Below are 14,762 nucleotides of genomic sequence, written 5' to 3'. Positions count from 1 at the left end.
TCAATCCGCTTCCACTCCGCCTCACTCAGCCAATATAGCTTTTGCCCCATCAAGCCCCCCTTCGACTCGGAGGTCTTGAATCACAACTCCGCCTCAGCGGGAATCCCTATTGAGTACAGACCCTAGCTCAGTGGGTTTTTGTTCCAACAATGGCTTGGATGCTTGGGGGCTGTTGTCGCCTCTTCCGGCTCGGCCTTTGGCAGCGCCGCCAGCCTTTGCCAGCGCGAGGACTGCGTCGCCGAGGTCGGTGAGCTTTGGGGCGGTGTCCACCGACTTTTTGCTTCGCGCGACTGCCGGTCTTGCGACCCACGTTAGCGGCTCGATCCTGCACCTGACGATGGCCAGACCCTTAAGTCGCCGATGCTGTTCGAGGTTATCGGCGGTAGGCTGACCGTGCACGAGCCGGCCGATGACGACGACGATTGCCCATTTTGAAGCCGGGGACACTGGAGCCGGCGCCCACGCCGCGCGAAGGAAGTCCCGGCCCCCGCTATCTGGAGGGACTTAGGTATCGGCTGTGCGGCGCTGGCGGCTGCGAAGACCTGCCTGAGAGAAAGCGCGGATTCTCCGCGCAATATCCCTTGCGACCGGACACACTCTTCAGACACTGTTCACGCGTTTGATAGGTGCAGTACCCGGGGTAGTCGTATTCCGACCCCTGAATGCACCATGGATAGTCATAATCCGCTGGCGCCGGCCCCGTGCCTGCAACGCCAGCTAGGACTGCGGCGCCCACCGCCAAAAGCGCCAATTGCGTGTTGCGCATAACCTGACCTCCCATGCTCGCGCGCGAGTGCTACCTTTGCCTTGAGTCAGGTTCTGGGAAGCCGCTTTATTCCGGCCCGTACACGCATCTTCGCCTTCGGATTTTTTTCTAGCGGACTAGCAGCGCTGCGATGGCGCCGGCGAGACCCAGCACCAATAGCCCGGCGGCTGTGAGGGCGACAAGGTCGATCGACGGGTTGTGGAAGTGAAGGCGCATGGCGACCTCCCGCGCATTAGCACCTCAATGGCCTGCAGCCGGCCGGGGCCTCGCCGCCAGTTGGAGATCGGCGGTGCGCCGAGACCCCGCGGGCCGCGCGACCCAATACCAACCACTGCCGCGGGTCATCTGTTCCAGCGGCCTGCCGCCGCACCTCCGCCGAACCCTCGATTTTGCAACATACCAGTCGACATTGATCTGTTGTATTTCAAGATTGAGGGTCTGACCATGACCAAGCCCGCAATCGCTTACATCCGAGTAAGCACGCAAAGGCAGGGGCGCTCGGGTCTCGGCCTCGAGGCGCAAGAGAATGCGCTCGCCCGGTTCGCCAAGGCCGAGAGCTTTACCTTCTGGGACCTATCAAGAGGTTGAGACAGCCAAAGGGTGATGACGCCATGGTCGCGATAGGAGGCATCGATCTCGCCGTTCCAAAATTGTGCGCTAAGACCCAGCCGACCAGCCAAGATGACGTCGGCGTCGGGGCGGGCTTGTCCAGGTGGAGGGACAATCGCTTGCCGAAGCTGAACGTGCGACTGTGCGTCCTCGCTTACTCGAATCCAATCTTCAGGGCTTCGCGCTCGAAGCATGATGCGATCGGCAGGACGACGTCGGCAAATGACGCTGTAGGGGTCATGAACAGATCCGCGTGGGCATAAAAATCGAGCGCTGCAAGGGCCGCGCGTCCGCGAGCGGGATCGCCGGAGCGAGCAGACATGACGAAGCTAAGAAGCTCTGGTGACAGACATGTGAGACTGTCCGTGCTATCCATACTACTCGCGGATGGCCTTGATGGACGGCTGGATCGTCAGGCGATACGCGACGAGCGCATTGCCTCGCGGGCGAGGGCGGCCTCGGCCTGATCGACCTGTGCCTCGAACACACGCGGATCGATTTTCGCAAGCACATCGCCTCGTTTGACGTCCTGCCCCTCGACGAAATTGACGCTGTCGAGCGTGCCCTGGACCTGGGTGCGGATGGTCGCGGTGTTGATGGGCGTCACGGTTCCGAGCCCTTCGAGCACGATGGGCACTTCGCTTTTGTGTGCACGCGCGGCCGTCACTGGAACCGGTGCGCGACCGTGGGCCGTTTTTACACGACCAAGACCCTGAGCAGTCATAAATCGGCCCGCTCCATAACTCTGACAGGATCCCCACATTGCGATATTATCCAATCCGCCCTGCCCGGTTGGGCGGGTCGAATGCATCTGAAACGGCGTGAGTTCGTTAGGAGGTCTCAAATGGACGCTACTCGACGTGCTCTTTTAGGCGCAGCCGCGCTTGGCGCTAGTGGGCTAACCCTGATGCAGAACGCGGCTGGAGCAGCCGCAAACGATAGCGGCAATCCGGGCGATGGCGGGTACGGTCGGAACTCGGTGCAGCTTCCGCCGGGCGCCAAGGTCGCGTACCACGACCCAAAGGACATCGAGGCCATGCCGAACTTCAAGTATGCTCTCGACGGCAGCATTCCGAAAATTACATCTGGTGGCTGGGCAAAGGAATCGACCGAACATCAACTTCCGGTAAGCAAAGGAATCGCGGGCGTTCACATGTTCCTCAATCCGGGAGCATCGCGCGAACTACATTGGCATGCCATAGCAGCCGAATGGGCCTTCGTCATTGACGGCCGATGCCAAACAGTGGTGATCGAGCCTTCGGGCGCGAGCGAGATCAACAACTACGAACCGGGCGATCTTTGGTACTTCGCCAGAGGCCACGGCCACTCGATCCAAACCATCGGCGACAAGCCTTGCCACTTTATCCTGTCCTTCGACAATGGTGCGTTCTCGGAGCACGGCACCTTTTCGATCACAGACTGGATTGACGTAACGCCGAAGGACCTCGTGGCGGCCAGTTTCAATCTGCCGAAGGATTTGTTCGACGCCTTCCCAAAAGGAGAAACCTACATACAGGCCGGGCCGGTTGTGCCTATTTCACAAGCGCTCGACGCGCCCTGGCCGAGGGAATCGACACACAAATTCAGGCTGCTGCGAGACCAAAAAGCAGTACGTGACTTCGAGGGCGGCACGTTCCGCCTCGCCTCCGTTGACGAGTTCCCGGCCTCCAAGACCATGTCCGGCGGCCTCATGATCATCGAGAGGGGGAAGCAGCTCAATTTGCATTGGCACACCAATGCGAACGAATGGCACTATTATCTGCGCGGCAAAGGGCAGGTCGCATTGTTCGGATCAGGTGGGCGCAGCAAGGCCACCGACGTGGGTCCGGGCGATGCGGTTTACATCCCTATGGGTTTCGGGCACGCGATCAAGAATGTCGGAGACGAAGACCTTGAAATCATACAGACGTGGGATAATGGCAAGTTCGAGGAGATCGACCTCGACCGCTGGGTGCGGTCGAGCCCAAACTATTTGCTGGCGAACAATTTCGCAGGGGTGCCCGAGTCTACGATTGACAGGATGAAACAGACCTAATTCTGACGTGCTCGACCTGATGGGCGGGCATATGTTGCGGATCACACGAGGACGGCATGAACACTACGCTGCTTGATCCAGGATGCTCGGCTTCTGGTCCCGCTGTCTCCGCGAACCCAAGCATCTTCTATACTGCCCTCGCGGGCGAGCTCAAATCCGCTGGGCGCGCCTCCCTGCCGTGCTGCCGCCGGGCACCAATCGCCAGAATACTCGGGACGATGAATCCGCGAGGCGTCAGGCCTCGACCATGCGCACGAAAAGCCAGTAGCCGCCGAGCAGGCTGATTACCGCGGAAACTGCATAGACCAGCCCAGTCGCCCTCATTGGCTTGGCGCGGTCAGTCGTGATCAGCCGGTCGAACAGGCCGAGCACCGGGAGTACGATCGCGACGATCGCGACCTGGCCGATTTCGACGCCGATATTGAAGGCGGCAAGCGCCGGCACGATCGCATTCTTCGGCAGGCCGACTTCATGAAGCGCGCCAGCAAAGCCGAGGCCATGGATCAGCCCGAACAGGAAGGCCACGCGCCAGCGCCTGTCTATGTCGCGCGAGAAGAAGTTCTCAACGGCGACGAACATAATCGAGGCCGCGATCGCTGGCTCCGCGACGCGGCTCGGGATCACAACGAGCTCCAGCGCCGCCAGCGACAGCGTGATCGAATGGGCGATGGTGAAGGCAGTGACGATCTTGATCACCGGAATGAGTCGGCGCGCCCACAGCACGACAGCGATCAGGAATGCGATGTGATCATAGCCGAGGAAGATGTGCTCGACGCCGGTGAGAAGATAGCGCTGCATCGTCGACCCCAGCGGCGGCGCCGGGGCCGAGAGCGTGACGGTGGTATTGCCGGCATCGAGCAGCGCCTGCGCCTCGGACTTGCCCTGCGCGACCAGCACCACCTGGCGCGCGTTCGGATCCTTCTCGGTCAGCGCTGTGGAGCGATAGACGATGTCGCCGGCGACGCCTGCGCAGACAAAGCTGTTGCGATAGATGACGCCGTCGCCGTCGGCCAGAAGCGCCGCTGTTCCGGCGGTGCAGGCCGTGCCGTCGGCGCCAGTCACGGCGAGATGCGTCTGCAGATAGGAAAGGATCAATGCGGCGGCTGCATCGACCGCGCCCTGATCGACGGCGTCTTCCTTTACGTCATAGATCTTCGTGCCGACGAGCCGGTCGACGTCGCTGCCCTTGAGCGCAACCTCGACAGTCACGCTGCCGTCGGCGGCCAGCGCCACGCGCGCCGTGGAGAGATTGACCTGATGCGCGCACGCCGGCTCGCCGAAGCTGAGCAGGACCACGCCGAGCAGCAGGAGGCGGAGCAAGCTCACGATCCCGCTCCGACCGCGCGGAGCAGCTCCGTCAAGCGGCGCATCTCGAACTCGGCCACGGTGACCACCGCGCCATCGGGCGCGAGACGAGCGTAGCGGTCGAGACTGTCAGCGGACGCGCCGAACTCGAGCCTCGCCAGCGGCGCAGCCGCATCGCGCGCAAAGGCCAGCAGGATCAGGCTCGGCAGGTTGAGCCCGTAGCGGGCGAGCTGCGACGGACCGGCCGGTCCGACGCGGGTCTCGACCGCGGCAGCATCGAACGCGCGCAGCGCCGCGTCGATAATGCGCGCCTGTTCGGGATCGGCGACGTGCACGACGTTGCCGGCGGCATGATTGTGCTGGCCGAGATGGCGGAACCAGTTTCCGGCGGCGTCGCGTTCGAAGCGAGTGAGCTTGCCGGCAAAGACGATCTCGAGCGCCCAGACCTGCGCCATCGATACCGGCAGCAACAGGCTCTTGCCGCGGCTTGCCGCGTCCGGCCCGGTCGGGCCACGTAGGCGGCGCGCCATGTCGAGCGTGACCCGCCACTCCTCGCCGACGTGGCGCGGCATCAGATAGACCGCGGGACGTCCGGCGATCCGGACATAATGAGAGGTGCTCGCCGGATTGAGCGTGCCCACGTTCACGGACGTCGTCGAGCCATCGGCCGTCTCGATCACGGCAACAGTTGCGGGTGGATCAAGGCCGAATGCGGCGAAGCTCGCCGCCGTGAGTTCCGTGGCTGAGAGTTCGCGCGCGGGCTCGCTGACGGTGACAAGCCGCAGCGCCGTTTCGAGATGCGATCGAAGTTCGGACGGCACGGCGCCATCCACCCCCTCGATCGTCCACGCACCACCCTTGCGAAGCAGGACGACACTGCTGCCGCTGTCCGAACGGATCTCCAGCCGCCGCGCGTCGCCGGGCGCGATGATCGCGAGACCCTTCGGTGCGAATGCGACCTTGCTGCGCAGCTCCGGCCATTGTCCGCTGGCGATCAGGATACCCAACAGCGCCGCCAGGCACATAGCGAGCAGTGGCGTCAGCCATCGGGTCATCCCGCGCGTGGCCACTTCGTCCGTCAACGTCGCCTCCACCACATCGCAACGCCGAACAGCGCGGTGCTCAGCGGCAGCAGCACCTCCAGCACGATGAAAGTGTCGCGCATCTGAGTGCTGGTCAACACGATCTCCGGCAGCTTGAGCGTCTGCGGTGCGACGCTCGGCATCGCGTCATCCTCGGCGAGCCAACGCAGCATGGCCAGCGACAGCTCGCCATTGGAGACGTAGGGGAAATATTCGTTGCTCGCGACCTTGCTGGTGCCGGCCACGATAAGACGGAAGTGCTTGCCCGGCGCTGCGCCCGGCCAGCTTCCTTCGAGCGCAACCGCGAGCGGCTGCGCGCTCCGCCGTGCGTTCGGCGCTTCCTCGTCCCTTGCTACGACCGCTTTGGGCGGACGCAAATAACTGTCCTGGCTGCTCGCGGCCAGCACGATAAGGCTGATCCCGGACGGCGGCTGCGCCACCGCAATCGGCCGCGCCTGCGGAAACACGGTGAGCGCGAGACGCTTCGTGATCGGATGCGGCGCATAATAGGGCACGGCGATCTTGTCCGCATCGGTGCGGAAATGATTGAGGGGATCGATGACGATCGCAGCCTCGCTCGATAATCCCACTGGCTTGAGCAGCAGCCGCTCGAAATCACCCTCGACCTGCGATAGCGGATCGATCAGCAGCAGAAGCCTGCCCCCGCCTTTGACATAGTCGCCGAGCAGCGTCGCCTCGTCAGCGGTGAAAGCCGTACGCGGGCCGATATCGGCAACGACCGAGCAGTCGGGCGGAATGCTGGACCCCGCCGCTGTGACCAGCTCGCGCATCTCAAAGCCGATCTGGTTCAGGGCCAGCAGCAACCGGTCTAGCGCTTCAGGCGCCGTTTCCAGCACGTCGCTAGCGCCGGGCGTCTCGTGGCCCTTCAGGGTCTCGACATGGCTGAAATGAAAATGCGAGGGCAGCGGCCGGAACGTCTCGCCGTGGCCGGTGACGAAGCAGACGGTCTCCACGCGCTTGCGCAGCACGCGCAATGCCGCATAGCCGATGCGAGCGGGATCGATGACGTTTTCGACCAGGACCTTGCGGTCCTCGGCTTGCAGCACCGCCGTATTGTAGGCCCGCACGCCGAGATCGCGGGCAAGGCCCGGCTCCTTGTCGAGATCAATGGCGCGGAACGCGAGCAGCGGATGGTTGCGCGCGGCGGCCTGAACGAGGTCACGGAGAGCGATCGCGTTGGCATCGCTCGTATTGTAGAAATAGGTCAGCGCGAGCGGCGTTCGCAATTGTGCGATCACGTCGGTGAGCTGTTGCGGCGGCGTATTGCGCGCTTCCCGGCTAACGTCGAAATGCACGTCGTGGCGGTAGAGTGCAACATTGGCGCCGATCACGGCCGCCACCGCGGCGACAACGATCGATGCGTTCGCGAGCCAGCCCGACCAGCGCGAGCCCCCGCGGCGCAGGGGAAGCCGAATCGCCAGCATGAATAGCGCGAGCAGGGCGAGAAAGCAGGCGGCGAACAGGAGGCTGTTCGATGCCGTCTCGCCGAGCCCGGCGAAGCCGAGCGCTCCGCAGACGATGGCGCCGGCTGCCAGGATGAGGAGCGCGATGTTCGATCTGGCCGATCCGCTCATCGCCTTGCGCCTCTCATCGCCGTGCGAGGGCGCGGACCGTCAACAGCAGCATCAGCAGGGTGACGCTGAGGAAGAAACCCACATCGGACAGATAGATCGAGCCGACGGCAAAGGGACGGAAATGCACCGAGAGCGACAGGTTCACCACGAGCGTGTCCGCGGGGCTCGGCAGAAGCCAACCGAAATTGTCGATGATCCAGAGCAGGAGAAACATGCTGAGCGAGATCAGCGCCGCGATCACCTGGTTGGCCGTCACTGCCGAGGTCAATAGCCCTGTGCCGACCAGCGCCGATCCGAACAGTAAGAGGCCGAAATAGCCACTATAGATCGGCCCGAAATCAGGATCGCCGAACCAGGCGAGCGCGGCCGCGTAGGCCCCGGACAGCATGAGCATGACGACGATCAGGCTCATCGCGGCCAGGAACTTCGCCAGCACGATCGCAAACTCGGAGACCGGGGCGGTCAGGAGAACCTCCAGTGTCTTCAGCTTGCGTTCCTCGGCGAACAGCCGCATCGTGACCAGCGGCGCGGTCAGCATGAACAGCACGAACATCTGGAAGAAGATGTGCACCATGCTGGGCTGATGGCTGAGGAACAGCGTGAGCGTGAAGCTGTAGCCCATGATCAGCAGGAACACCGTCATCAGCACATAGGCGATCGGCGAGGAGAACAGCGCCGTCGTTTCCTTACCCAGCAGCACCGCAAAGCTTCTCATGCGGCCACCTCCGGTCGCCGGGTGAGATCGAGAAACACCCGTTCGAGATCGGGACGCGCTTCGGTCAGCTCGCGCACCTGGATTTGCGCTGCGACCAGCGCAGAGACCAGGTCGGCCGCAAGCGAGCGACGTCGCTCCGCCCTGACGAGGAAGCGTCCCACACCGTCTGCGACGACCTCGCGCACGCCGGCAACTGTCTTCGTCGCATCACGCACGACATCCTCGGCCGCGTCCACCGACAGGCGCAACGTCAGGTCCTGCGCGACATGCTTGAGTGCGTCAGACGTCAACAGCACGCCGTCGAGCAGGATCATCACGCGCGAGGCGATCTTCTCGATCTCGGGCAGGACGTGCGAGGCCAGCAGCACGGTGTGGCGTCCGGCCAGCGACTGGATCAGGTCGCGCACGGCGATTACCTGGTGCGGATCGAGCCCGCTGGTCGGCTCGTCCAGCACCAGAACTCTTGGATCGCCCAAAAGCGCCTGTGCGATCGAGACGCGCTGGCGGAAGCCGCGCGACAGTTTGCCCGTCGTCAGCTTCATGACGCGCGCAAGATCGAGCCGCTCGGTGGCCTCGTCGACCGCCGCCCGCGCCTTCGGTCCATGCAATCCCTTGAGACCGGCCATGAAATGCAGGAACTCGCCGACCCGCATGTGGTCGTAGAGCGGCGCGTCTTCCGGCACATAGCTGATGACGCGACGTACGCCGAGGGAATCTTCCACCACGTCGTGACCGGCGACCTCGAGGCGTCCCGAGGTCGGCACCAGATAGCCCGTAAGCATGCGGAAGATCGTGCTCTTGCCGGAGCCATTCGGCCCGAGCAGTCCGACGATCTCGCCCGGCGCGATCGCAAAGGAGACGTCGGCGACGGCACGCCGCGGACCGTACCACTTTGTCACGCGCTCGGCGAGAACGACCGGAGAGACAGCCCGAAGCATGGAGACTCTACACACCCCTCTAGCGAACACCGCCCAAGCCTACCGCGCAAAATCCCGGGCGCGAAGGCCCGGGATGACGGCGCGTGCGGCGGCAGCGACCAATCACTCGTAGAATTCAGGCGAGTGCTTGTGCGCCTTGAACACATCGGGGTCGTGGGCATAGATGATGTCTGCGCCCTCGGTGTCGCGAACCCGCTTCACCCAGGCGTAGGCATCGAGCATGCCGACGGGATCATAGACGCTGCCGATGCTCGGCAGGATGTTCTTGTCCAAATTCTCCTGGAGATAGACGGCGTCGCTGGTCAGCACGACCGTGCCCGTCTTTGGCAGGCGCACCACCAGGATCTGGCTTCCCGGCGTGTGCGATACGGTCCGGTGGATGAAGACGCTGTTGTCGCCGAACAGGTCGAGATCACCGTCGAGCTCGATGGTCTTGTACTTGGCTGGCATGCCGCCGCCGACGCTGTTACGCAGCATGTTGAAGTCGTCGGAGATGAAAAAGGTGGCATAGCCCGGCGCCGGCCAGAATGCATTCCTGATCTCGTCGCGCTGGAACACGAAGGTCGAATCCAGGAACTTGCCGATGTTGCCGGCGTGATCGACGTGGAAATGGCCGAGGATGACATATTTGATGTCGGACGGCTTCACGTTGATCTTGGCGAGCTGCGCGTCGATGGCGATATCGGGCGAACGGCCCGGATCAAGCGCCTTGACGAACGGGCCCCAATAATCGGGGTCCTTGATGATGCGGTCGTTGTTGCCGCAATCGAACAGGACGTCGCCCTTGGGATGGCGGATCAGGAAGAAGCCGACGGGGATCTGGACCTTGCCGCTACTGCCGTTCTGAATGATCGACTTGTCGAGATTGAGCGCCCCCGAAGAGAAGACGTAGAGCTTCATCTCCTTTGGCGGTTCAGCGGCCAGCGCGGCAGCCGACATAAAAAAAAGTCCTGCGGCCAGCGAGCCAAGGACTTTTAACGCAGTCGCCCGCATGTCGTCCTCCCTGTTTTCGACGCGCTTTTTTCAGCGGATGTAGCATCCTACCATAGTCTAATGCGGCTGTGCAGGTCTCAATACACGCGAGCGGGCGAATAAAAATAAGCTGCGCAAGGCCTGACATTTTTGTGCGGCGCAATCGTCCCACTGACGACCCCGACCTGCTCAGGCGACCACGCCAGCCACGACTGCCTTCAGAACATCGCGCATCGGCTGGTTGAGCCGCAACCGCAAGCCGCGTTGACCGCCATTGATATAGACCTGCTCCTGCCAAGCGCGCTCTGCTCGACCACGGTGCGCACGAGGTTTCGCTGCCCGAAAGGGCTGATCCCGCCGATCTCGAAGCCGGCAACGCGTTCCGCCTCAGGCGGCTTCATCTGCGCCGACTTGCCACCGCCGGCAGCGGCGAGCTTCTTGATCAAGAATTCCTGGTCGGGGGACGATGACTCGGACCGGCTTCCTGTCAACCACCGCCTTCAGCGTCTTCAATACGCGCAGGATCCTCGCCGAGTCTGCAGTCCGATGCTCTCGGTGTGGGGATCGTAGTCGTCGGTGAGAACGGCGAAGGCAACGCCGGCGACCGCGAGCGCGTGCGTTTGCGCGGGGTGGACTGCGCGGATAAAATACCTTCAATAAAAAAGGCCAGCCTCACTCTAGGCTCGTGGAGAGGGGCGACAAAGGTGAGACTGCTCCTTCCAATATTCAGCCAGTTGCTTTGGAGTTCTCATATTCTCACCGCTGACGTGACAGGGCCGGTCATCCTCCTCTACGCTCTACCTCGCCCTTTGCATCAGCTTGGCCGGGTATTAGCCCAGCATCGAGGCGATCGCCGACGCGGCTCATCGCGCGCTTTCTAGCGCGCGTCGCAATCCGGGGTGCATCCAGTAGTGTTCGCCAAGCTTGGGAACATCGTCGTAATTGATCCTGTCCCAGTGGATTTTATTAGAGTCTTCCCGCATGAAGGAAATTCGCAGCATTTCCTCGGTCGATTCATTGCCGCGGATGTCATGAAATGGTCCGCTCTCACGGAAGACGATCGAATCGACTTGCGGGAATTTGGCGAAGACCGCCCAGTCGCGCCGTGTAGATGTTGAATCCGCTAACCGCCGTGCCGGCCGTCAGAACGGAGTCGACTGTGCGATTGATCACGAGCACCCCTTTATCAAAGGTCACGGACCAGCCGAACCCGCTGAGCGGCCCTCCAGCTGGGCGATGCGAGGGCTGGCCGCCCCGCGCCAATGCATAAAGACGGGGCGCGGCGCGGCCCTGCGCCCCATGTCGGCAAACGAACAGAAGAGTAGGACCGAGGTCGACTAGGCTGCCAAACTATTTTGGAAACCTACACGCTTGTAGTTGACGGCATCGCGATCGTCGTTTTCGCGGCGTTGGCGCTGGGAACACGTCCGCGCCGCGGAGGTCGAAGGCCGTCCAAGAGCCATCGTTCCGGAACGGGGCGATAGCTCGGGCGTTAGTCCAATTGCTCCCCGCCAAGCGGGAGCGGGAGGGCAGTCCCCAGCGGTGTCCATTCCGCGGTGCAGCGTTGAGGCTATCCTCTTTTTCTGGCGCGACGGGCCAGCGGAGGCCCGTGGTGCGTCGGAGCGATTGAGGGCGCCCTATCACCTACAGGCCGAGCACGGCCAACGCATGGGCGCGGCCGGCTGGCGGGCTGGCGCGGCGATCAGCCGCGCAGCATCGAGGCAACGGCCGAGGCGGTGTAGGGCGCGCCGCCGGGTCGCTTCTTGCCACGACTGGCCTTGGTGACGATGCCGGCCTCAGCGAGCGCAGCGCTGATAGCACGCAGAGATATGCGTGGCTGCTCGGCGCGCAGCCTACGGGCCATCGCAGCGGCCTCTGGATGGCTTTCAGCGATGGGCTTCCGCCCTTCGACACGGGCACCGGTACGGCGCTTACGTTCGCGGGCGCCGCGCAGCTTGGCGACGGTGATGGCCTTGTCGAACTGTGCGACGGCGCCGAGGATCTGGCGCACCAGCACAGCGGTCGGAGTGTCGTCGACGAAGGAGTCGGGCTTGTCGGCGGCGATCAGGTCGATGCCTTCGGAGCGAAGCCGGGCATAGCCGGTTTCCTGAACCATCAGATCGCGGGCGAAGCGGTTGGCGGTCTCGACAATGATGGTGCGGACGCCGTTGCCGGCTATCTGCTCCAGCGCAGCCGCAAAGCCCGGCCGCACGTCGATCGCGTCGGTGCCCTTGACGGCCGGGTCGTCGTGCCACGCCACGATCTTGTAACCAGCGCAGTTGGCGTAGTTCTGGATCGCCTTGCGCTGGCGGGTAACCGAGTCCTTGTCGTCGCCGCTGTTCGTCGCGGAGCTCGTTCTTGTGTAACCGATCGCTGGCTTACGCTGGCGTTTCTCGTCTGAGATCAGCGCGCGTCTGTGCCCTCAGCTCGCACCCGACTCGGTTGCATCAAGACTCGTGCCGATCCCGGCGGCGCGCCGGTCAAACGGTGGCGGCACGGTGGCGAGCGCCCGATAAAAAATCTGGAGGGACGCGGGTGCGTGGGCTGCTGGGGCCTGCAGCGCGCTCCTCAGAACGGCTCGTCAAGGTCACAAGGCTCGACCTTCACCTCGCCCAGGCTGATCAGGATTGACTCGGCGTTGTCGCGAAGATCGTGCAGGTGGCAGAGGTCATATTGCCAATGCTGGAACTGGCGGCGATGTTTCTGGCACAGCTCCAGAAACTCGGCATGAGCTGGCACAAACGCCGGTCAAACGGTGGCGGCACGGTGGCGAGCGCCCGATAAAAAATCTGGAGGGGCGCGGGTGCGTGGGCTGCTGGGGCTGCAGCGCGCTCCTCAGAACGGCTCGTCAAGGTCACAAGGCTCGACCTTCACCTCGCCCAGGCTGATCAGGATTGACTCGGCGTTGTCGCGAAGATCGTGCAGGTGGCAGAGGTCATATTGCCAATGCTGGAACTGGCGGCGATGTTTCTGGCACAGCTCCAGAAACTCGGCATGAGCTGGCACAAACGTGCAGCTGCGTTTGACCTCGCGAATGGTGCGGACGACGACGGGAGCTGAGAAGCCCGGTCGATAGCCTTGCCAGACCTCACTATCGAACATCACAGCATCCACGATGCCGCTCGCGTAGTGTTCGGAGACGCCCTTCGCGTTGGGGAAGCCGGCGAGCATCAGGTTGACTGCGGCCGCGAGCCAGTCGACCGGCGCCGGCTCGTGCTCGGCGGCGTGGAAGAGTCTTTCCGCCTCGATGAGCACCTTGGTCTGGTCGGGTATCATCCTGTAGAGGAAGCGGGCACCCTCCCGGTTCTTCTCCCGGAGCTCTTTCTCCGTGCTGATCCTGATCTTGATGTTGCCGTCGGAGTCGCGGTGCTTGTCGCACCATGAGAAGCACGGTTGCATCGTCCTGATCATGTCGAGCGTCGGCTTGGCCGGCGAGAACACCAGCTGGAGGTAGTCCTCTGGGACGGGGGCGGTGATGTCGCCGGTATTGGGGCGGACGATCTGGTTCATTGTGCGTCCCCGTTGCTGAGGAGGCGTTTGATGTACTGCTCGGCCCGGGCGGCGTGAGCATTCGCTGGCGGCGGCCGGTTAGGTGGCGGCGGTGCCGATATCACCGCGCCGTCCTGGTGGATCGTGCTCGTGATCGCCGCGCCGGCCGGCTCGTTCCCCCAGCTGCCGGCATTCAGCCACGTCGCCGGATTCTTCGTGAACTTCGGATCCCGCCCGCTTCGCTCCGCCGCGTAGCGTAGGACGCCGGCTAACAGCTCGGCTTGGGTCGCCAGCTTTCTCTTGATGACCGCGCGGTAGGCCTTCAGTGCGACCCGCTTGTCCGCCTTCTTCGGATATTGGACCCAGAAGGCCTCGAAGTCGGCGTTGGCGTCAGACGGAGTCTCCGGATCACGCCGCCCCGAATCTTCGTCACCGAGATCAAACCGAGGAGAGTCTTTCTCCTTCTCAATTCTATTCTCAGTTCTAGATTCCTTTTTCCGGTGTCAGCAGTGACAGGGTTGAGCTGATTTTGACAGGGTTGGGGTGCCACTTCTGACAGGGTTGGGTTGTCCTGAACGCTTTCAGTGCTGACAGGGTTAAACCCTTTCATGCGTGACAGGGTTGGCGCCCGAAGCTCGAATGAGTTGGCGTGCCTGCCGCGAGTCCTGTCGACGAGCAGCCAACCGGCTCGCTCCAGATTCTGGATCATGCGGCGGACAGTGCTCTCGCTCAGAGATGTGCCGAACACCAGCTTGCCGATCGATGGATTGCACTGACCGGTGTCGACGTTGTGATGGAGCGCGATCCGGGCGCCGACGATCTTTTCGCTGGCACCGAGCGTGTCGCGATTAGCTGCAAATAGCAGCTCGATCCAGGCGTTGCGGTCCTTGAAGGTTTTGATGGGCCAGGCATTGTTAGATGCTTGACCCGCGGAGGACGGATTACTACCTTGATGTGTGTTCACGGTGTTTGCCTCACTGTGAATGTTGGTGGCGAGCTGGAGTGGTGTCCGGCTCGATTCTTTTAGGAGCCCCTGCCGTCTATCCAGCGGTGGGGGTTTTCCTTTATGGCTTCCAGGAATTGCGACCTCTGCGTTTTCCCGTCCCCGGATGCGTCGCGGTCGCCTAGTGAGTCGTCCGTTAAGAAGCCGATTGCAGCGGTGAGCGGTCGCTGATGGCTGCGATGAGGGTGGCCAGGAAGAGGCACCAAAGAACCCTCAGCCAGGCGAGGATGCGGCGGAAGTTGTGACCGACGGC

14 protein-coding genes and 2 pseudogenes are annotated in these 14,762 nt (G+C 62.9%); 1 reads left to right on the top strand and 15 read right to left on the bottom strand.

The genetic code is table 11. The annotated features are described in order from the left end of the window. Window positions 1-490 precede the first annotated feature (490 nt). The 3 genes from EAV90_RS37820 to EAV90_RS37810 all read right to left on the bottom strand — a co-directional run bounded on the left by EAV90_RS37820 (window position 491) and on the right by EAV90_RS37810 (window position 2,099). Window positions 491-766 (bottom strand): DUF3551 domain-containing protein, encoded by a 276-nt coding sequence (locus EAV90_RS37820; RefSeq protein WP_129146342.1) that lies wholly within the window; start codon window positions 764-766, stop codon window positions 491-493. A 763-nt stretch (window positions 767-1,529) separates the two neighbouring features. After that, entirely contained in the window at window positions 1,530-1,697 is a 168-nt protein-coding gene (locus EAV90_RS41930; protein WP_430645002.1) for a molybdopterin-dependent oxidoreductase, read from the bottom strand. Between the two features lie 90 nt (window positions 1,698-1,787). Further along, a complete protein-coding gene (locus EAV90_RS37810) occupies window positions 1,788-2,099 on the bottom strand; it encodes a biotin/lipoyl-binding protein (protein ID WP_245509725.1) in 312 nt (103 codons plus the stop codon). 120 nt (window positions 2,100-2,219) lie between these two features. Here EAV90_RS37810 and EAV90_RS37805 point away from each other — a divergent pair, with 120 nt between their 5' ends. Then, the gene (locus tag EAV90_RS37805) at window positions 2,220-3,410 is read left to right on the top strand and encodes a cupin domain-containing protein (protein WP_129146341.1); all 1,191 of its coding nucleotides are present in this window, start codon (window positions 2,220-2,222) and stop codon (window positions 3,408-3,410) included. Between the two features lie 234 nt (window positions 3,411-3,644). On the opposite strand, the gene EAV90_RS37800 is transcribed toward EAV90_RS37805, so the two are convergent. The 12 genes and pseudogenes from EAV90_RS37800 to EAV90_RS41985 form a co-directional block, all read right to left on the bottom strand. Continuing rightward, window positions 3,645-4,736 carry a HupE/UreJ family protein gene (locus EAV90_RS37800; RefSeq protein ID WP_245509724.1) on the bottom strand — a complete coding sequence of 364 codons (1,092 nt, stop codon included), beginning with the start codon at window positions 4,734-4,736 and terminating at the stop codon, window positions 3,645-3,647. Next, window positions 4,733-5,797, bottom strand: a complete 1,065-nt coding sequence (locus EAV90_RS37795) for a DUF4340 domain-containing protein (RefSeq protein ID WP_129146340.1) — start codon at window positions 5,795-5,797, stop codon at window positions 4,733-4,735. Before EAV90_RS37795 ends, EAV90_RS37800 begins: the two co-directional genes overlap by 4 nt. Then, on the bottom strand, window positions 5,794-7,392 hold the full coding sequence (locus tag EAV90_RS37790) for a Gldg family protein (RefSeq protein WP_129146339.1): 1,599 nt from the start codon (window positions 7,390-7,392) through the stop codon (window positions 5,794-5,796). Before EAV90_RS37790 ends, EAV90_RS37795 begins: the two co-directional genes overlap by 4 nt. Window positions 7,393-7,405: 13 nt before the next feature. Beyond that, window positions 7,406-8,107 carry an ABC transporter permease gene (locus EAV90_RS37785; RefSeq protein WP_129146338.1) on the bottom strand — a complete coding sequence of 234 codons (702 nt, stop codon included), beginning with the start codon at window positions 8,105-8,107 and terminating at the stop codon, window positions 7,406-7,408. After that, entirely contained in the window at window positions 8,104-9,045 is a 942-nt protein-coding gene (locus EAV90_RS37780) for an ABC transporter ATP-binding protein (protein WP_129146337.1), read from the bottom strand. Before EAV90_RS37780 ends, EAV90_RS37785 begins: the two co-directional genes overlap by 4 nt. A gap of 102 nt (window positions 9,046-9,147) precedes the next feature. After that, on the bottom strand, window positions 9,148-9,984 hold the full coding sequence (locus tag EAV90_RS37775; protein ID WP_164937284.1) for an N-acyl homoserine lactonase family protein: 837 nt from the start codon (window positions 9,982-9,984) through the stop codon (window positions 9,148-9,150). A gap of 222 nt (window positions 9,985-10,206) precedes the next feature. Further along, window positions 10,207-10,661: pseudogene (locus tag EAV90_RS37770) on the bottom strand (YbaK/EbsC family protein). A gap of 1,058 nt (window positions 10,662-11,719) precedes the next feature. After that, complete coding sequence (locus EAV90_RS37765; protein ID WP_245509726.1) at window positions 11,720-12,388, bottom strand: recombinase family protein; 669 nt, start codon at window positions 12,386-12,388, stop codon at window positions 11,720-11,722. A 197-nt stretch (window positions 12,389-12,585) separates the two neighbouring features. Then, on the bottom strand, window positions 12,586-12,756 hold the full coding sequence (locus EAV90_RS39970) for a hypothetical protein (protein WP_164937283.1): 171 nt from the start codon (window positions 12,754-12,756) through the stop codon (window positions 12,586-12,588). Window positions 12,757-12,852: 96 nt separating this feature from the next. Further along, window positions 12,853-13,527, bottom strand: coding sequence for a hypothetical protein (locus EAV90_RS37760; RefSeq protein WP_129146334.1), 675 nt, complete (start codon window positions 13,525-13,527; stop codon window positions 12,853-12,855). Then, window positions 13,524-13,976 (bottom strand): hypothetical protein, encoded by a 453-nt coding sequence (locus EAV90_RS41990; protein WP_488226165.1) that lies wholly within the window; start codon window positions 13,974-13,976, stop codon window positions 13,524-13,526. The genes EAV90_RS37760 and EAV90_RS41990 overlap by 4 nt, the downstream gene beginning before the upstream one ends. A 218-nt stretch (window positions 13,977-14,194) precedes the next feature. After that, window positions 14,195-14,470 (bottom strand): annotated as a pseudogene (locus tag EAV90_RS41985) (helix-turn-helix domain-containing protein); the annotation flags it as partial. Between the last annotated feature and the right edge of the window lie 292 nt (window positions 14,471-14,762).

Source organism: Bradyrhizobium vignae (assembly GCF_004114425.1).
Taxonomy (GTDB): Bacteria; Pseudomonadota; Alphaproteobacteria; order Rhizobiales; family Xanthobacteraceae; genus Bradyrhizobium; species Bradyrhizobium vignae.
The sequence above is the reverse complement of the archived record's forward strand: the minus strand, read 5'-3'. Positions and strand labels throughout refer to the sequence as shown.